A 17,625-nucleotide genomic window follows, 5' to 3' on the forward strand; every position below is an offset into this window, starting at 1 on the left:
CTTACTTCGCCCCCTCAACGAGCTGGATGAACGAAGCTGGCTGCAGGCTTGCACCGCCGACCAAAGCGCCGTCGATATCCTGTTGTCCCATATATTCGGTGACATTCTCAGGTTTTACACTTCCGCCGTATTGAATACGTACTTGAGAAGCGGTTGTCTCTCCATACATGCCTTTTACCAGCTCACGGATGTAAGCAATCACTTCATTGGCATCTTCAGAGGTGGAAGACTTTCCGGTTCCGATTGCCCATACCGGCTCATAAGCGATAACCACATGAACCGCCTGATCTGCAGGCACGCCAGCAAAAGCTGCTTCGGTCTGTACCTTGCACACATCCTTGGTGCGGTCTCCTTCACGCTCTTCCAGGCTCTCGCCCACACAAACGATCGGCAGCAGGCCATGACGGAATGCAGCATGAACCTTCTTGTTCACGGTCTCATCGGTTTCGTTGAAATATTGACGGCGCTCGGAATGACCGATCACCACATAGTCCACGCCCAAATCTTTCAGCATCAGACCGCTGATTTCACCCGTAAACGCACCGTTATCTTCAAAATGAAGATTTTGCGCACCGATCTTGATGCTGGTTCCTTTTGCAGCTTTAACGAGTGCAGGCAGTGTCGTGAACGGCGCACAAATGACAGTTTCCACGCCCTCAACTTCTGCCTTGCCTTTGATGTCTTCGAAGAATGCTTCAGCTTCCGGAATGGTCTTAAACATCTTCCAGTTGCCAGCTATGATTGGTGTTCTCACGTCATACTTCACTCCTTTAATTCGCTAATACCAAAAGACTCTTATATTAAAAGATACTACTTATCGTTCAGCGCCACAACACCGGGAAGCTCTTTACCTTCCATAAACTCCAGGGAAGCACCGCCGCCAGTGGAGATGTGATCCATTTTGTCCGCAAGCTCGAACTTCTCTGCCGCTGCAGCCGAATCGCCGCCGCCGATGACCGTGTAGGCTTCCGTATCCGCACAAGCTTGTGCCACCTGACGAGTACCGTTGGAGAAAGGTTCGATTTCGAATACACCCATCGGTCCATTCCATACGACCAGCTTGGAGTTTTTGATAACATCTGCATAGATTTCACGGGTTTTCGGACCGATGTCCACGCCTTCCCATCCAGCAGGAATACCATCAATGCCCACAATTTGTGTGTTAGCCTTTGCACTGAAGTCGTCGGCAACCAGGATATCTACCGGCAGGTAGAAGTTTTTGCCCAGTTCTTTCGCTTTTTCGATAAAACCGAGAGCAACATCCAGCTTGGAATCATCACACAGAGACAGACCGATTTCGTGGCCTTGTGCTTTGAGGAACGTGTAAGTCAGTCCGCCGCCAATGATGATGTTGTCTGCCAGGGTCAGCAGGTTATTGATGACATCGATTTTGTCTTTTACCTTGGAGCCGCCGACAATCGCCGTGAATGGACGATCCGGATTCGAGAGAGCTTTACCAAGAACAGACAATTCTTTCTCCATCAAAAGGCCTGATACTGCCGGCAGGTGATGAGCAATCCCTTCCGTAGAAGCATGAGCGCGGTGAGCCGCACCGAATGCATCATTCACAAACAGGTCCGCAAGCTCCGCAAACTGCTTCGCAAGTTCTGGATCGTTTTTCTCCTCACCTGGATAGAAACGAACATTTTCAAGCAAGAGTACATCACCGTTCTGCATGCCTTCGATCTGCGATTTCACAGCATCGCCCACAGCTTCGTCAGCTTTTGCCACCGGCTTGCCCAGAAGCTCGGACAAACGCTCGCTCGCAGGCGTCAGACGCAGGGATTCCACGACTTCACCCTTAGGTCTTCCCATATGGCTGGCCAGGATCACCTTAGCACCTTGCTCTGTCAGAAACTTGATGGTCGGCAGTGTTTGACGGATCCGGTTATCGTCCGTAATCTTGCCGTCCTCGAGGGGGACATTGAAATCGACACGGACAAACACCCGTTTGCCGTTTACTTCCACATCACGCACACTTTTCTTGTTCATCTCCACGTTCCTCCTAAGATACTATTCTCCTCACCAACAACGCAGCGGTTCTCTTTGTTTCTATGTTTAAAAGACAAACCAAAGAGGAGCACCACAGGGAACCCCTCTTCGATTTATGGTCATGATCTGATATTACAGACCTTTGCTTGCGATGTAAGCAGCCAGGTCAACGACACGGTTGGAGTAGCCCCACTCGTTGTCATACCAGGAAACAACTTTTACCATATTGTCGCCGACAACCATGGTGGACAGTGCATCAATCGTGGAAGAAGCAGGGTCACTGTTGTAGTCGCTGGATACGAGCGGCTCGTCGGAGTAGTTCATGATTCCTTTCAGCGGGCCGTCAGCAGCTGCTTTCAGCGCTCCGTTTACGTCTTCCAGTGTTACGTTCTTGGACAGCTCGACTACGAGGTCCGTTACAGAAACGTTCTTCGTAGGTACGCGCATTGCCATACCGTTTAGCTTGCCTTTCAGCTGTGGCAGAACCAGGCTTACTGCTTTTGCAGCACCAGTGGTGGATGGAATGATGTTCTCGGCAGCAGCACGGGCACGACGCAGGTCTTTATGCGGCAGATCCAGTACTTGCTGGTCGTTTGTGTAAGAGTGAACGGTTGTCATCATACCTTTTACGATACCAAACTGCTCGTCAAGCACTTTCGCGAAAGGAGCGAGACAGTTGGTTGTGCAGGAAGCGTTGGAAATGACGTTGTGGTTAGCAGCATCATATTTGTCTTCGTTAACGCCCATAACGATGGTGATGTCTTCGTTCGTAGCAGGAGCGGAGATGATAACTTTCTTCGCGCCGCCTTTCAGGTGAGCTTCAGCTTTTTCCTTCGCTGTGAAGATCCCTGTGGATTCAACAACGATCTCAACGCCGTATTCGCCCCAAGGCAGTGCTTCAGGATTACGCTCTGCGAATACTTTTACTTCACGGCCGTTTACAACCAGTGCGCCTTCTTTAGCTTCTACTGTTGCGTTCAGTCTGCCGTGAGTCGTGTCATATTTCAAAAGGTGTGCCAGCGTGCTAACGTCTGTCAGATCGTTGATTGCTACGATTTCCACATCGTTGTTGTCCAGTGCTGCGCGGAACACGTTACGTCCGATACGTCCAAAACCATTAATACCTACTTTAACCATGAGTAATTCCCTCCATATAGTGAAAGTTTTTTTATATTCAAAACGGGTGATGAAACCCGTCATGACAACAAAGTGATGTAATTCATTCATTAATGATCAGATGGTACCCTCAGCTTCTTCTCCAGCGCAAGTGCTGCAGCCTCATCGAGAACAAGAATGTCCTCATGACCAAACTTCAGTACTGCGTGGATCGCTTTCGCTTTGCTGACGCCTCCAGCGATTCCGATAATCGTCTCTGTCCGAATGATATCCTCCAGCCTCAGCCCGAGGGTCAGCATCCGGTGAACGACGTTTCCGTCCTCGCTGAAGTAATAACCGAATGATTCTGCGATCGCGCCTTCCTTCTGAAGGCCGGCAATCGAATGTTGATCCAGCTTCCGGCGCATCGCCATCTCCATGGCGTTGCCGATGCCGTGAATAATGATCCGTGATGTGCGAATCACATCAACGATCTCCTGGATATTGGGGTCCTGGACCAGCGATTGGTATGCATCATCGCTTAACAGGTCCGGTACATGGAGCAGACGGTACTCTGCTCCCACCTTCTTGGCCATCTTGGCTGCAATCGTATTGGCTTGAATCTCCATACTCTCGCCCAGACCGCCTCTGGCAGGCACAAACCATGCGCCTTTCAGCGGTCCACCGGACGGCGTCGCCATCTGGTCTGCCACCTCGGCAAGTGTTGAGCCCCCGGTTACGGCAATCGTATCACCGCTTGTCGCTGCACTCAGAAGCGCCCGGGCACCGGCACGGCCTAGCTCCCGCTTCACATCCGGTGAGGATTCGCTGTCACCCGGGACAATGACGACCTTCCTCAGTCCATAAGCCTCACGGATTTTCTCTTCCAGGTCATCCAGTCCAAAAAGATCCTTCATCGCAGGCTCCAGCTGATCCAGTAAAAGTTCACCGGCCCGGCTGATCCGCATCCCGAGGCTCTCGATTTCAAGCAGCCCCTGGGCTTTCATAAAGTCCGTCTCGGCTCTGAGCACCCGCTCGGTCATCGCCAGGGATGATGCAAGCGTTCTGCGCCCTACGAGACCGGAAGACCGGATCTGCCGCAGGATGGTATACCTTCTCTTGAGTGTTTCCATGAGATCGGGCAGAAGCTGCTCTTGTATTTCTAATATATGGCGCATGCCTTCCACTCCCGCAACTTCGTCTTTGGAGTCCTGTCTGGTGGTCAAAAAACGTCCCAGCGAAACAATTTTAGTCCCACCATCATTCTAACCAATATTTATGAAGGTTGCAAGTGTTCCGATTGTATACTTCTCTGTCACAGGCTTTATTATGCATTTCCTGGCAGGAAGAAAGTTAGACGCCCTCTTGTTTTTTTAGCAAATATGCGTTATACTCAATAACGTTGCTAAATTTTCAACTTATATATGCGCCCGTGGTCCAATGGATATGACGTAGGCCTCCGGAGCCTGAGATCGAGGTTCGATTCCTCGCGGGCGCGCCATTTTATATTCAAGTAAGTCTGTCGTCTTCCTGACGACCTCATAATGATTACCCATAAGTGCCTGTAACGGCTCTTTTTTTTACCTTATAGTTTGACTTTCTTTGACTTTATGATTTAAATTGTTTATCATATGGGTAATACGGTAACAGTATTTTAATGAGGAATGTACTTAAGAGGAGGTTGTCCTGTAATGAGCTTTATCCCTATGGTCGTTGAACAAAGCAACCGCGGTGAGCGGGCCTATGACATTTATTCCAGATTGCTGAAAGACCGCATTATCTTCCTCGGCTCCGATGTCAATGACGTGGTCGCCAATTCCATCATTGCGCAAATGCTGTTTTTGACGGCAGAAGACCCTGAGAAAGATATCCATCTGTACATTAACAGTCCGGGCGGATCCATTACCGCCGGTATGGCCATCTTTGATACAATGCAATTCATTAAGCCGGATGTATCCACGATCTGTGTTGGTATGGCCGCATCCATGGGCGCATTCCTGCTGAATGCAGGAGCGAAGGGCAAGCGTTTCGCACTGCCGAACAGTGAGATTATGATTCACCAGCCTTTGGGCGGTGCCCAGGGACAGGCAACGGACATCGAGATTCGTGCCCGCCGCATTCTGAAAATGCGTGACAAGCTGAATCATATTCTGGCTGAACGTACCGGCCAGCCGCTGGAGCGTATCGAGAAAGATACCGACCGTGACTACTTTATGACTGCTTCGGAAGCGAAAGAGTACGGTCTTGTGGATCAGGTGCTGGAAAGCACACCGCCGCAAGGTGTCTAATACGTTTACAGCAGTATAGTTTCCATAAAGGCCCCAGATCCTGAACCAGGATTCGGGGCCTTTTTTTATAGGCTTATGTAAATAAATAGACTTCACCTAATAAATATGGATATAATTGGGATGATAGAAAACCTTGGATATGGAGTGTTTGAATGTATGGGTAGAAATATTTCATTTATTTTGCTGTTGTTTCTCTGCTCTTTTCCATTCAGCTTGACCAATTTTCTTCCCTTCTTTAAGGATCTGCCGCCGGATCCGCGTCACATGATGACTTCACTGCTCGCCGGACTGCTTGTCTTGATCACCGGCCTTGTGATGGGCTTGAACGATCAGCGCTTTTTTCTGCGCTGGTACTCCGGTTACTGGCTGACCGGACTCGTGCTTCTGCTGCTCGGCCTGATAACCAAGGCTTTTGTCCTGTTTATCCCAATCGCTTTTTTATATGTATCTCCTTTCTACGGGCTTCATGACTGGCTGAACATATCCTCTCAGCAGACTCTGCTGTTTGCTCTTCCTCTGGCAGCCTGGATGATTGGTATGGTTGGATATGGAGCAGGCATACTGTTTCAGGCAAAAAAACAACCCGGCGCTGAATCTTGAATCCTCAGCGTCCGGGCTGCTTCTACACATCTATAATTTGAATGAGAATTATGCGTTACGTTATTTCCATTCTTTTAATGGCAGCTCGAATTCCGGGAAACCGTACGCATAAGCGGTATATTCGTACAGCTGAAAATAAAGCACGGCCGTCCCCTTCTTCAGATAAAACTGCGCATCTTCGGGCACTTCGGTAAAGCCGCCAAGATAACCATCAGAATCTTCGAACTGATTCAAAATGTAAGAGTCCAGCTTTTGCTTGTTCCCACCCTTGAGGTTGATAACATCGCCCAGCTTCAGCTCTTTGCCGTCCTTCAGAGAGAAGGTCCGGCTGGTCTGATAGGTCATGCCATGTGCTCCGCCAGCGTATGTGTATTCATAGGATGTAATACTGAGGAGTCCATCCTGATTGTAATGAACTACAAAATCTCCGGTATATTCATATGGATATCCTGTGTGCGACTGCGGAATATCGCTCAGCTCTTCAGCAGCGGTCTCGATAAAAGTCTTGGCATGCTTCTTCAGGACTGCATTGATGGCAGACTGCGCTTCTGCATGTTCCATACCGCGAATAACCGGATAACGGACTTCGATATTCGCTTTGTTATGCGGTTTGTTCATACTTTCGGACCCGATGGTCAGTTTGTTCGGCGCGATTGTAGACATACTGAGCGTTTTGGTGGAAGCATTCCACTGTCCCTGTACCCCCAGATACTCATTCAACAGACTGTAAGGGACATACAGACGCCCTTTTACGATCTTCGCCCCAGGCTCGCCGGCATAAAATCCGTTAACGAGCAGACCAATCTCGCTCGCGTCATACACATGCGCTGTGATCTCATTGACACCACCGCTCAGGGTGTAAGCACGTTTTTTCGCATCATATGTCAAAGACAAGCCCAGCAGATCCCGTACCGCGGTAATGGGAATATATGTGGATCCACGGCTGATCAGCCCTTTTTGCGTAAGTTGTTTTCCATTCCATTTCAAAGTAACGTCTGCATTGACCGAAGCTTGAGTAACCGCCGTCGTCGCTGCATCTACTGACACGGCCTGCCAGCCAGCACCTCCAAACAGCATGCCTGCTGACAGTATGGCCGTCATCATTTTCATTTTTGTGTTCACATGTATCACCTTTTCCTGTTTAGGATTATGAAAATTATGTATATCATTACCCGAAATCATTATATCGAACATGCACCTCGGAAAAGGTAACAATCGTCATGACAATTTTGATGCTAAATAGAATGAAGTTAAAGTTACCATTCTGAGTGGCTGCGATGGCAAGTGTTCTTACGACCGCTGTTGTCTCCAAAATGCATGAACACATAATCCACGGAGGCATTTCGGAGACAAAGCTCATGCTTTCGATGCTATCTTTCCTACGGAAAGCTTTTAGGCGGACGCTGCCGCTTCTTCAGAATCACTTGTCACCTCCGCGTTGGAATGGTAAATATATAAATTCATTCTATACAAATCACAAAAAAGCCCATCCCGATTGGGACAGGCTTATGATGTTACCAGTTTAACGTCCGCTCTTGAGCTCGTTCCAGGAGCGGTCGTAGGTTTGAAGCGCCTCTCCTACATCTTTCAGCCACTCCGTACGGCCCAGCTCTTCGTCCGTAAGGTTAATCATGGTATCGCTGCGGTATTCCTCGGTGTGGAAGTCCATAGCCTTGGTGTTCGGATTGCTGTATCCGATGAACTCATAGTTCTTGGCACTGACCTCAGGATCCATCATATAATTCATAAACTTCTCGGCCAATTCCTTGTTCTTGGAGCCTTTAGGGATGGCGTAGTTATCGGAGAAGATGGTAGCCCCTTCTTGGGGCACGACATAAGCGACATCCGGATTATCCTTCGCGATAAATGAGGCGTCCCCGGACCATACGGTCGCGATCCAGCCCTCTTCCTGAATCATCTTCTGCTTAATGTTGTCTGTATCAAAAGCCAGTACATTCGGAAGCAGTGTCTTCAGCTCCTCCTCCGCACCTTTAATCTCGGCTTCATCCGTTGTGCTGTTGGACTTGCCCTGCTTCTTGAGTGCCATACCGATCATTTCACGGTTGTCATCCAGCAGCAGCACCTTGCCTTCATAGGCAGGATTCCAGAGATCATCCCAGCTCTTGATGTCTTCCTTCACATATTTCTTGTTATAGGCAATCCCGGTTACACCGGAAGTATAGATAATGGAGTATTGATTGCCGGGATCGAACTCCGGATTTTTGAACGTCTCCGATATGTTTTCAAAATTCGGGATATTGTTCATGTCAATTGGCTCCAGCAGATCAAGATCAATCATGGTTTTGACCATGTAATCGGAAGGCTGGATCAGATCATATCCGCTGCCGCCAGCCTTGATCTTCGCCAGCAGGTCCTCGTTATTCGCATAGTTGTCATACGTGACCTTCACATCATACTGCTTCTCAAAATCCTTCAGGACGTCCGGGTCAAAATTGTCGGCCCAGCTGTAAATATGCAAAGTTTCTTTATCGGAGCCGCATCCCGCGAGGGACAGCGCAGCCACCGTTGTTAACAAGCCTGCAAGCAGCAGGCGGGTCCATACACTTTTTTTCAATGAACTATCTCCTCTCAAATCTGTTCTTTCATGGTGCTTACATCGGCAGCATTTTATGCTTCTTCTGACCCCTGCCCCGGTTCAGCACGTATTGGGCGAGCAGGATCAGGATCACACTGACGATAATGAGCAGGGTGCACAGCGCGTTAATCTCGGGAGAGACTCCGCGTTTGACCTGGCCGTAAATATAGATGGGCAGCGTTGTTGAGCTGGGTCCGGCCACAAAAAAGCTAATCATAAAGTCATCCAGCGACAGCGTGAACGCAATCAGGGCCCCTGCAATAATGCCGGGTGAGATCTGGGGAAGCGTGACATGCCGAAACGTCTGCCAGCGGCTGGCGCCCAGATCCAGGGCCGCTTCCTCCAGCTGCCTGCCCATATTGGCCAGGCGGGCTGAAACGACGACGTAGACATAAGACAGGCTGAAGGTAATATGAGCGATGATAATCGTCATTTTGCCGGGGTCGATCTTCATCTGTGAGAATAATACGAGCAGGGATAATCCCATGATGATATCCGGGATAATCACCGGCAGATACAGCAGCCCGTTCAGGCCTGCCCTGCCTTTCCGGCTCCACTTCCGGATGGACAGCGCCGCAAGCGTGCCCAGCACAGTCGACACCACAGTGGATACCAGAGCGACGGTCAGGCTGTTCCCCAGTGCCTCCATTACATAGCGGTTACTGAACAGTGATACGTACCAATCGAGCGTAAAGCCTTCCCAATTCCCGCTGAGTCGCGTGTTGTTAAAGGAAAAGATCACAATCATCAGAATCGGCAAGTAGATAAACACCATCATTAGCACATAATGAATCCCTAGGAGAGGATGATTTGCCTTCTTCATGCGCCCCCCTCCTTGACTTTTAGATAGCGGGCCTGCATCGCCCGATTAAACAGCAGGATCAGAATCAGCGAGGTCAGCACGAAGATGACCGACAGAGCCGCACCAAAGGGCCAGTTGCGCGCACCCAGAAACTGCGACTGGATAATGTTGCTGATCATGGCTGACTTTGCGCCGCCCAGAATATCGGTGACTACAAACATGCCGGTCGTTGATACATACACGAGCACACATCCCGTCATAATCCCGGACTTGCTCTGATTTAGCGTGATATGCCGGAATGCCTTCCACTTGGATGCCCCCAGATCATATGCAGCATCCAGCAGCCGCTTGTCCATCTGCTCCAGAGCCACATAGATTGGCAGCACCATAAAAGGAATGAAATTGTACACCATCCCCAGCAGTACAGCCCCCGGGGTATAGAGCAGCTGCAGCGGCTCCTGAATCCAGCCGAACTCCATCAGCAGCGTGTTCACCACGCCCTGTGTGCGCAGCAGCAGGATCCAGGCATAGGTTCGGATCAGAAAATTGATCCAGAAAGGGACCGTAATCAGAATCAGGCCCCAGGTTTGGACACGCGGGGGAGCGTTGGCTATATAATAGGCCATGGGATAACTGATCAGCAGACAAATGACGGTTGTCGTTACCGACAGGACAATGGTATCCCAATATATGCCCAGATACAGCGGATCGAAAAAGGTTTTATACCCTTCTATGCTGAATGAGAATACCAGCTGTCCAAGCGCATCACGCTGCAGAAACGAGATGCCTGCGACAATGAGCATCGGGATGATCAGGAACAGAGACAGCCATAACAGAACAGGTGCCATACCAAGCTTGTGTCTGCTCATGATCCGATAACCACCTGATCCTTGTCTTCCCAGTTCAGTCCAATGACATCCCCGATCTGCCATGTATGATCATCTGCCAGATCCAAAGCCAGTGTGACACGCATCGGTTCATGCTCCAGCTGTACCATCAGCTTGTGCACATTCCCGAAATACTGGACATCCTGAATGACACCTGTTTTTCTGGCAGAAGCGGAGTCCGCCTGGGCCAGACTTATTTTCTCCGGACGAACAGCAAAAAGACCCTCAGGGGAAGAGAAGATATTATTCTCCCCGACAAAGGTTGCAGCAAACAAGGTTTTCGGTGCCGCATAAATCTCCCGGGGCGTTCCGATCTGCTCAACTTTGCCGCCATTCAGAATCACAATCCGGTCGGACAGCATCATCGCTTCCTCCTGATCATGGGTTACATACACGAATGTAATCCCCAAAGCTCGCTGCAGATGCTTCAGTTCTGACTGAAGGTTCTTGCGCAGCTGCAGATCCAGTGCGCCCAGCGGTTCATCCAGCAGCAGCACCTTCGGCTTGTTCGCAATGGCCCTCGCAATAGCAACGCGCTGCTGCTGTCCGCCGGACAGCTGATGGGGGTAACGTGCTTTAAGCGGCGTCAGCTGCGTCATGGTTACCGCCTCCTCCACGCGTTCCTCAATTTGCGACTTGGGCATCTTTTTCATTTTGAGGCCGAAGGCGATATTCTCTTCCACCGTCATATGAGGAAACAGGGCATAATGCTGAAACACGAGATTGAGATCCCGCTTGTTTGGAGGAACATCCGTCACCTGCTGTCCTGCTAGCCAAATTTCACCTTCTGTCGGCTGCTCGAAGCCCGCGATCATGCGCAGAATCGTGGTTTTGCCGCAGCCGCTCGGCCCAAGCAAGGTCAGAAACTCTCCTTCCTTAATGGAGAGCGAGAGCGGATGCACGACATCCTGGCCCTGAAACTGCTTCTGGATCCCGATCAGTTCAATCATCAGCATTGTTCACCCCTTCCGGTCTAAGTGTTGATTCGTAGTGTCGTAAACTAAGAAAAAAGCCATACATGCGGTATGGCCCTGATTAAAATCATGGTCAATTTTTGCATATTCACTATACCCTGTTTTCCCCCTGCACACAACACTTTTGTATGTATTCCTTCACATTCCAATTCCACCATGTACATGAACAAAAAAAATCGCCCGGCGCAGACAGCGCATTCAGGCGATTGATTTCATTTCTTTAAAAGGCTGGCTCCTACTTCAGCTCGTACTGCACCTGCAGCTGGGTCGACAGCTTGATTTCACCAGGCTCAACAGACGTAACGGCCTTATCTGCAGCTGCACTGTTCATGGACATTTCCTGCTGTGCATATTCAAACCCGTAGGTCTGCACTTGACCTTCCACAACACTTACCACCAGACCAAGCTGGCGCTGGGATGCCTTGGCGATCGCCTGAGCTTTCAGTGCTGCATTGGCCATCGCTTTTTCGAGCACCTGTGCTTCAAAAGCATCCCGGTTCTCCACGGAGAAACGGGCATTGCCAATCGAGTTGGCACCGGCTTCTGAGACATCATCCAGCAGTTCTCCCACTTTGCTCAGATCGCGAAGCGTCACCTGCAGCGTATGGCGGGCTGTGTAGCTTTTCACCTGCTGACCGTCTTTTTCCGTGTACGTGTAGTTGGGCTGAACCGAAAATTGTTCGGTTTTGATATCCTTGTCATCGATCTTCCACGTTGTCTTCAGGACATTCATCACTTTCTCCATCTTCTGTGCATTATGCCGCTGTGCAGATTGTGCAGTAGCTGCGCTGGATTCCGCTCCGATCGACAAATACACGATATCCGGCTTTACCGAAAGCTCACCTTTACCAATGACGGTAACACCTTTCTGTGCCACAGTTTCCGCAGCAAATACCTCCGCCGTTCCCGACACATTTGAAAATGCAGATACCCCCGTTAACAGCGTACCTGCAAGCATGACAGAACCTAACCGTTTTGCCCAAATGTTCATCATCATCAACCTCCTTTGAGTGTTGGCAGCCCCCTGCGCTCTAGCTTGCCTTACTTCATTGACGGATTATGGATGGTAAATGTTGCATACCCCATTAAATTAAAAAAAGCCTTGATCCCAAGGCTTTTCTGCGTGCATATACGAGCAGACTTTACTGATTCTCCAATTCTTCTTTGCTTACCAGGTTTACCAAGGAAGTAACCGCCTGCTCAGCGTCCGCGCCATCTGCGCTGATGTAAACTTCAGTACCCGAACTGATGGCAAGGCTCATAATTCCCATGATACTTTTAGCGTTTACTTTTTTATCATCTTTTTCCACAAAGATTTCAGATGAATATTTATTCGCTTCTTGAACGAACAGCGCGGCCGGTCTGGCATGTAGACCCGTTTTCAACCGAACAACTACCGGGTGCTTGGTCATGGAAAGTTAACCCCCTATTTATGAAATCTTGAAAACCACTTAAAACCTTCACATTTCTAATATTATACCATTTTACCATACAGGAGACTAGTTTAGAAAGCTTCAGCCATTTCGGATTTTTTCTGCCAGCTCGTCAATCTTGCGCAGACGGTGGTTCACTCCCGATTTACTGACCGTTCCTTTCAGCATCTCACCGACCTCTTTCAGGTTCATATCGGGATGCTGCAGGCGAATTTCAGCGACTTCACGAAGCTTATCCGGCAGCGTATCAAGACCGACTTCCCTTTGAAGAAGCTTGATGTTCTCAATCTGCCGGATCGCGGCGCCGATCGTCTTGTTCAGATTCGCGGTTTCACAGTTCACAATCCGGTTCACGGAATTGCGCATGTCGCGCATGATGCGCACATCCTCAAACTTGAACAGTGCCTGATGCGCCCCGATCAGATTCAGAAATTCAATAATCTTTTCGCCTTCCTTGATGTAAAAAATAAATCCTTTTTTGCGCTCGATACATCTTGCATTCAGATGAAACGTATTCGCCAGATCTACGAGCGCCTGACAGTGCTCTTCGTACATGGAAGCGATCTCCAGATGATAGGAAGAGCCCTCCGGATTGTTGACAGAGCCGCCGGCCATGAATGCACCGCGCAGATACGCGCGTTTGCAGCAGTTTTTACGGACAATGTCGTCAGCAATCCGTGGAAGGAACAAAAAGCCTTCGGAAACAATATGCAGTCCTTTGAGAATTTCCTGAACCCGAGCAGGAATCCGGACGATATATACGTTATTTTTCTTCAGCCGCATTTTTTTACGCACCAAAAGCTCGGTATGCGCTTGGAAATGTTTCTTAATCAAGGAATAAATCCGCCTTGCAATCGCGGCATTCTCCGTCGAAATGTCCAGAACAATCTTCTTGCTCGAGAGCTGTACCGACCCGTTCATCCGGATCAGCGCAGACAGCTCGGCTTTTTCGCAGCAGCTCTGGCTTTCGATCATCGTTAATTCTTTCTTGGTTTGCGCCGCAAAGGACAAGGGACTCACCTCTCTCTGGAAATCCAGTCTTGCACTAACTGATAAATGTGATGGCTCAGTTTGTCGGCATCATGCCGGAGATATGTGCGGAACAGCACGAGCTTGTCGGCAATCAGCTTATATCCCCGGCTGGTCACTTCATCCCGATCGAGAAAGACCGGTTTGGCGCCCTTCTCCGCGTATTTGTCCTGAACCTGGGGCGGGATCTCACCGTCATTAACAATGACATAGTCGAACAGATGAAGGCCCACATGATCATACACGGCCTGCAGGTGATCCCCTACGGTATAATTGTCGGTTTCTCCAGGCTGTGTCATAACATTGCATACAAATATTTTTATCGCATTGGATGATACAATCGCTTCAGCCAGCTTAGGCACAAGCAGATTGGGCAAAATGCTGGTATACAGGCTTCCCGGACCGATCAGAATGGCATCCGCCTGGGTGACAGCTTCCAGCGCTTCTGGCAGCGGTTCCACCTGCTCAGGTTCCAGAAATACCCGCTTGATCACGCCCCCAGCCTCGGGGATTTTGGATTCACCGCTGACGATGGTTCCGTCTTCCATTTCGGCATGGAGCACGACAGCCTCGCCCGCAGCCGGCAGTACAGCACCTCTGCAGACAAAAACCCGGCTCATCTCTTTGACCGCCGTGACGAAATCACCGTGCATATCTGTCAAGGCTGCCAGAATCAGATTGCCGAGACTATGTCCAGCGAGACCCGAACCGGTACTGAAGCGATATTTAAGGATATCAGCCAGAAGCGGCTCTACATCGGCCAGTGCGGTTAATACATTGCGAATATCTCCCGGCGGCGGCATCTGCAGCTCACTGCGAAGAATTCCGGAGCTGCCTCCGTCATCGGCTACGGTAACAATCGCCGTAATGTCCATGGGCTTTTCTTTCAGTCCGCGGAGCATAACGGATAACCCTGTTCCTCCCCCCATCACAACGATGCGGGGGCGCTTTCCGGCTGTTTGAGCCACGTTCATCACTTCCCTCAATTAATGCCGGTCACGTTCGAAATCGCGATGGCTGACAGAAACCGTCTCGGTTTCGCTGGCACCCAGCATCTTTCCGAGGTATTCCGAGATTGCCACCGAGCGATGCTTGCCGCCCGTACAGCCAATTCCTATAATAACCTGGCTCTTTCCTTCCTTGCGGTAATGCGGGATCAGGAAGTGAAGCATATCAAGCAGCTTGGTCAGAAATGCCTGGGTTTCCGGCCATTTCATGACATACTCATACACATCACTGTGCTGGCCTGTATTAGGCCGCAGGGTTTCCACATAATGGGGATTAGGTAAAAAGCGAACATCAAACACGAGGTCAGCATCGATCGGAATGCCATATTTAAACCCGAAGGATGTGATATTGACCGTTAGCGCAGGACTTTCCAGATGGGTAAAGCGGGAAACAATCTGCTCCTTCAGCCTTGCAGGCTTCATGTGGCTGGTATCAATGACCTGGGTTGCCGAAGTTTTCAGCTCATCCAGCATCTTGCGCTCCAGTCGAATCCCGTCCAGCGGCATGCCTTCAGGTGCAAGCGGATGACGCCTGCGGCTTTCCTTGTAACGCTGAACGAGTACAGAATCTGTGGCATCCAGAAACAGGATTTCACAATGAATCGTAAAGTGGTCCTTGATGTAGTTCAGCGATTCTGAAAGTGCGGTGAAAAATTCTCGTCCCCGAAGATCAATTACAAGGGCTACCTTGCCAATCTTGCCTTTAGACTGTTCGATCAGTTCCGCAAACTTCGGAATCAGCACAGGCGGCAGATTATCGACACAGAAAAATCCGAGGTCTTCCAGACTTTGCACGGCCAGCGTCTTCCCTGCTCCCGACATGCCGGTAATAATGATCAATGTTGCCATGGATGCCGCCGTACCCCGTTCCTCTGCTTCCAGCATCAGCTTTCCCTCCTTCGAAGATTTACATCCTGCAAGACAACGGTCTCTGATGATGATAAGTGTCCTCTAAGAGCGCAGCAGCAGGCCTGCTGCACCTACGACACCGGCATTATTGCCGAGCTCAGCTGCTACAATGCGCACACCGCGCTGCAGCGGCTCTGGTGTTAACTTATGAAAGACGGAACGGATTTCGTCAAACAGGAAATCTCCGGCTTTCGATACGCCGCCGCCGATAATGAACGCTTCAGGATTCAGTACGGCAGCTACCGAAGCCATGGATTTGCCAAGATAATAAGCAGCTCGATTGACAATGCGCAGGGCTACTTCGTCACCGTCTTTTGCTGCATCAAACACTTCTTTTGCAGCAATGCTGTCTACCAGTGCCAGCGAAGTGCGGTCGCCGCGCGACACCGCATCTTTGGCCATACGAATAATACCCGTTGCCGAGGACACGGTTTCCAGACATCCCATTTTGCCGCAGCCGCACTGAATGGCTTCCAGATCCGGCACGACGGTAATATGTCCAAGCTCGCCGGCCATACCGCCAAAGCCTTGATAGATCTTGCCATTCACAATGATGCCGCCTCCAACACCCGTTCCGAGTGTAAAGCACACGCAGTTGTCGACACCCCGTCCGGCACCGCTCCAGGCTTCGCCAAGTGCGGCAACGTTCGCATCGTTATCTATTTTGACCGGCTTACCGAGTCGTTCTTCCAGCAACGCACGAATCGGCACATCCCTGAAACCTACGTTAGGTGCAAAAATGATGATACCTTCACGAACGTTCGTAAAGCCTGCAAAGCCCGCTCCCACGCCTGCAAGCTGATCCCAGCTGTAGGGTGACTGCTCGACAATATGACGAACGTATTTCTCTATGTTATCAATGACCGTGTCAACGCCTTTGGACGTTTCTGTCGGTCCCTCATATGTCTGCAAAAGCTGACCCTCTTCATTGCAGATTCCGACTTTAATCGCCGTTCCACCTAAATCGACACCTACGTAGATGTTTTCAGACATGTTACAAGCCACCTTTTTCCTTCTATATTATAGATTGCTTCTACTGTACCCACTATAATTGAAGGCACACGTGCGGTCAAGAGAAGACCAGGCTTAAAAAACCTGTGTATTTCCTGTTCAAACCGACTTTTATCCCTCTAAAAAACCCCGCTCCGAGAGACCCGAGCGGGGTTAATGATCATACATATGCTGTTTCAAGGCTTGCTCAGCCCTGTCCTCCCTGAAAGGAAGGGTATTTCGTCATACCGCCGTCTGCAAACAGCGTGATACCCGTGACATAGCTGGCTTCCGAGGAGGCGAGCCAGGCAGCAACGGATGCAATCTGCTCCGGCTTGCCGATGTAGCCCATCGGAATCATGGCCTCTACACTGGCGCGGGACTTGGGATCATCGAATTTCTCCTGATTGATCGGCGTATAGATGGCGCCAGGACCGATGTTATTAACGCGGATTCCTTTAGGCGCGAACTCCAGCGCCAGTGTCTCCGTCATCAGCTTGACGCCGCCCTTGCTGGCTGCATAATGCACGAAGTGCGGCCATGGAATGACCTCATGTACGCTGGACATATTGATGACCGATCCCTTAATATCATGCTCCAGCATATAACTGATCGCCTCCCGCGATCCCAGAAATGCCCCGGTCAGATTGACGTCAATGACCTTCTGCCAGTCTTCAAGCGACAGCTTCTCGGACGGCACCTCATTCTCAATACCTGCATTATTTACCATGATGTCGAGGGATCCATATTGCTCATGGGCCGCTGAGATCAGCTTCTTGACATCCTCTTCCTTAGACACGTCTCCCTGCACGCCGGCAGCCTGTCCTCCAGCTTTCTCAATCTCGGCAATCATTTCCTCGATCGGATCCGGATTGCTCCGATAATTCAAAATGACATTGGCCTTCTCCTGGCCGAACCGCAATGCGATCGCTTTACCAATGCCTGAAGATGCACCGGTGACAATCACCGTTTTTCCTTTCAAATCTTCATACATGATTCTAACCTCCCGCCGCAATCCATGCT

18 protein-coding genes and 1 tRNA gene are annotated in these 17,625 nt (G+C 50.1%); 3 read left to right on the top strand and 16 right to left on the bottom strand.

Annotated features, from left to right (window positions below):
• Window position 1: 1 nt before the first annotated feature.
• The 4 genes from tpiA to HII30_RS15480 form a co-directional block, all read right to left on the bottom strand.
• A complete protein-coding gene (tpiA, locus tag HII30_RS15465) occupies window positions 2-754 on the bottom strand; it encodes a triose-phosphate isomerase (protein ID WP_169505949.1) in 753 nt (250 codons plus the stop codon).
• A 56-nt stretch (window positions 755-810) separates the two neighbouring features.
• Entirely contained in the window at window positions 811-1,992 is a 1,182-nt protein-coding gene (locus HII30_RS15470; RefSeq protein ID WP_169505950.1) for a phosphoglycerate kinase, read from the bottom strand.
• Between the two features lie 132 nt (window positions 1,993-2,124).
• Window positions 2,125-3,129: a type I glyceraldehyde-3-phosphate dehydrogenase gene (gene gap / locus HII30_RS15475; RefSeq protein WP_169505951.1), complete on the bottom strand. Its 1,005-nt coding sequence runs from the start codon at window positions 3,127-3,129 to the stop codon at window positions 2,125-2,127.
• An 89-nt stretch (window positions 3,130-3,218) separates the two neighbouring features.
• Window positions 3,219-4,265, bottom strand: a complete 1,047-nt coding sequence (locus HII30_RS15480; RefSeq protein ID WP_169505992.1) for a sugar-binding transcriptional regulator — start codon at window positions 4,263-4,265, stop codon at window positions 3,219-3,221.
• A 248-nt stretch (window positions 4,266-4,513) separates the two neighbouring features.
• On the opposite strand from HII30_RS15480, the gene HII30_RS15485 reads away from it, so the two are divergent.
• The 3 genes from HII30_RS15485 (at window position 4,514) to HII30_RS15495 (ending at window position 5,975) form a co-directional block, all read left to right on the top strand.
• Window positions 4,514-4,588: transfer RNA gene (locus tag HII30_RS15485), tRNA-Arg, on the top strand.
• 190 nt (window positions 4,589-4,778) lie between these two features.
• Window positions 4,779-5,375 carry an ATP-dependent Clp endopeptidase proteolytic subunit ClpP gene (gene clpP / locus HII30_RS15490; protein WP_169505952.1) on the top strand — a complete coding sequence of 199 codons (597 nt, stop codon included), beginning with the start codon at window positions 4,779-4,781 and terminating at the stop codon, window positions 5,373-5,375.
• Window positions 5,376-5,531: 156 nt separating this feature from the next.
• Window positions 5,532-5,975 (top strand): hypothetical protein, encoded by a 444-nt coding sequence (locus HII30_RS15495; protein ID WP_169505953.1) that lies wholly within the window; start codon window positions 5,532-5,534, stop codon window positions 5,973-5,975.
• 60 nt (window positions 5,976-6,035) lie between these two features.
• On the opposite strand, the gene HII30_RS15500 is transcribed toward HII30_RS15495, so the two are convergent.
• From HII30_RS15500 to HII30_RS15555, 12 genes are all read right to left on the bottom strand, one after another.
• Window positions 6,036-7,085: a PdaC/SigV domain-containing protein gene (locus tag HII30_RS15500; RefSeq protein WP_246246513.1), complete on the bottom strand. Its 1,050-nt coding sequence runs from the start codon at window positions 7,083-7,085 to the stop codon at window positions 6,036-6,038.
• A 412-nt stretch (window positions 7,086-7,497) separates the two neighbouring features.
• Window positions 7,498-8,550 (bottom strand): ABC transporter substrate-binding protein, encoded by a 1,053-nt coding sequence (locus tag HII30_RS15505; protein WP_169505955.1) that lies wholly within the window; start codon window positions 8,548-8,550, stop codon window positions 7,498-7,500.
• A gap of 37 nt (window positions 8,551-8,587) precedes the next feature.
• On the bottom strand, window positions 8,588-9,394 hold the full coding sequence (locus tag HII30_RS15510) for an ABC transporter permease (RefSeq protein WP_169505956.1): 807 nt from the start codon (window positions 9,392-9,394) through the stop codon (window positions 8,588-8,590).
• A complete protein-coding gene (locus tag HII30_RS15515; protein ID WP_169505957.1) occupies window positions 9,391-10,242 on the bottom strand; it encodes an ABC transporter permease in 852 nt (283 codons plus the stop codon). The genes HII30_RS15510 and HII30_RS15515 overlap by 4 nt, the downstream gene beginning before the upstream one ends.
• The gene (locus tag HII30_RS15520) at window positions 10,239-11,216 is read right to left on the bottom strand and encodes an ABC transporter ATP-binding protein (RefSeq protein ID WP_211184622.1); all 978 of its coding nucleotides are present in this window, start codon (window positions 11,214-11,216) and stop codon (window positions 10,239-10,241) included. The genes HII30_RS15515 and HII30_RS15520 overlap by 4 nt, the downstream gene beginning before the upstream one ends.
• Before the next feature lie 253 nt (window positions 11,217-11,469).
• Window positions 11,470-12,225, bottom strand: coding sequence for an SIMPL domain-containing protein (locus tag HII30_RS15525; protein ID WP_169505958.1), 756 nt, complete (start codon window positions 12,223-12,225; stop codon window positions 11,470-11,472).
• 151 nt (window positions 12,226-12,376) lie between these two features.
• Window positions 12,377-12,646: an HPr family phosphocarrier protein gene (locus tag HII30_RS15530; protein ID WP_138224037.1), complete on the bottom strand. Its 270-nt coding sequence runs from the start codon at window positions 12,644-12,646 to the stop codon at window positions 12,377-12,379.
• 102 nt (window positions 12,647-12,748) lie between these two features.
• Entirely contained in the window at window positions 12,749-13,678 is a 930-nt protein-coding gene (whiA, locus tag HII30_RS15535; RefSeq protein ID WP_169505959.1) for a DNA-binding protein WhiA, read from the bottom strand.
• 5 nt (window positions 13,679-13,683) lie between these two features.
• Window positions 13,684-14,670: a gluconeogenesis factor YvcK family protein gene (locus HII30_RS15540; RefSeq protein ID WP_169505960.1), complete on the bottom strand. Its 987-nt coding sequence runs from the start codon at window positions 14,668-14,670 to the stop codon at window positions 13,684-13,686.
• Window positions 14,671-14,682: 12 nt separating this feature from the next.
• On the bottom strand, window positions 14,683-15,588 hold the full coding sequence (rapZ, locus tag HII30_RS15545) for an RNase adapter RapZ (RefSeq protein ID WP_169505961.1): 906 nt from the start codon (window positions 15,586-15,588) through the stop codon (window positions 14,683-14,685).
• Between the two features lie 66 nt (window positions 15,589-15,654).
• The gene (locus tag HII30_RS15550; RefSeq protein WP_169505962.1) at window positions 15,655-16,605 is read right to left on the bottom strand and encodes an ROK family glucokinase; all 951 of its coding nucleotides are present in this window, start codon (window positions 16,603-16,605) and stop codon (window positions 15,655-15,657) included.
• Between the two features lie 205 nt (window positions 16,606-16,810).
• Entirely contained in the window at window positions 16,811-17,596 is a 786-nt protein-coding gene (locus HII30_RS15555) for a glucose-1-dehydrogenase (protein ID WP_169505963.1), read from the bottom strand.
• Window positions 17,597-17,625: the final 29 nt, after the last annotated feature.

The sequence above is a fragment of the Paenibacillus lemnae genome, from assembly GCF_012933385.1.
Classification (GTDB): domain Bacteria; phylum Bacillota; class Bacilli; order Paenibacillales; family Paenibacillaceae; genus Paenibacillus_AQ; species Paenibacillus_AQ lemnae.

Coding starts and splice junctions, on each gene's coding strand:
- HII30_RS15510 (WP_169505956.1), bottom strand. CDS start 9,394: ATGAAGAAGGCAAATCATCCTCTCCTAGGGATTCATTATGTGCTAATG.
- HII30_RS15500 (WP_246246513.1), bottom strand. CDS start 7,085: ATGAAAATGATGACGGCCATACTGTCAGCAGGCATGCTGTTTGGAGGT.
- HII30_RS15530 (WP_138224037.1), bottom strand. CDS start 12,646: ATGACCAAGCACCCGGTAGTTGTTCGGTTGAAAACGGGTCTACATGCC.
- clpP (WP_169505952.1), top strand. CDS start 4,779: ATGAGCTTTATCCCTATGGTCGTTGAACAAAGCAACCGCGGTGAGCGG.
- HII30_RS15520 (WP_211184622.1), bottom strand. CDS start 11,216: ATGCTGATGATTGAACTGATCGGGATCCAGAAGCAGTTTCAGGGCCAG.
- HII30_RS15470 (WP_169505950.1), bottom strand. CDS start 1,992: ATGAACAAGAAAAGTGTGCGTGATGTGGAAGTAAACGGCAAACGGGTG.
- rapZ (WP_169505961.1), bottom strand. CDS start 15,588: ATGCTGGAAGCAGAGGAACGGGGTACGGCGGCATCCATGGCAACATTG.
- HII30_RS15550 (WP_169505962.1), bottom strand. CDS start 16,605: ATGTCTGAAAACATCTACGTAGGTGTCGATTTAGGTGGAACGGCGATT.
- HII30_RS15515 (WP_169505957.1), bottom strand. CDS start 10,242: ATGAGCAGACACAAGCTTGGTATGGCACCTGTTCTGTTATGGCTGTCT.
- HII30_RS15525 (WP_169505958.1), bottom strand. CDS start 12,225: ATGAACATTTGGGCAAAACGGTTAGGTTCTGTCATGCTTGCAGGTACG.
- HII30_RS15495 (WP_169505953.1), top strand. CDS start 5,532: ATGGGTAGAAATATTTCATTTATTTTGCTGTTGTTTCTCTGCTCTTTT.
- HII30_RS15540 (WP_169505960.1), bottom strand. CDS start 14,670: ATGAACGTGGCTCAAACAGCCGGAAAGCGCCCCCGCATCGTTGTGATG.
- HII30_RS15480 (WP_169505992.1), bottom strand. CDS start 4,265: ATGCGCCATATATTAGAAATACAAGAGCAGCTTCTGCCCGATCTCATG.
- gap (WP_169505951.1), bottom strand. CDS start 3,129: ATGGTTAAAGTAGGTATTAATGGTTTTGGACGTATCGGACGTAACGTG.
- HII30_RS15555 (WP_169505963.1), bottom strand. CDS start 17,596: ATGTATGAAGATTTGAAAGGAAAAACGGTGATTGTCACCGGTGCATCT.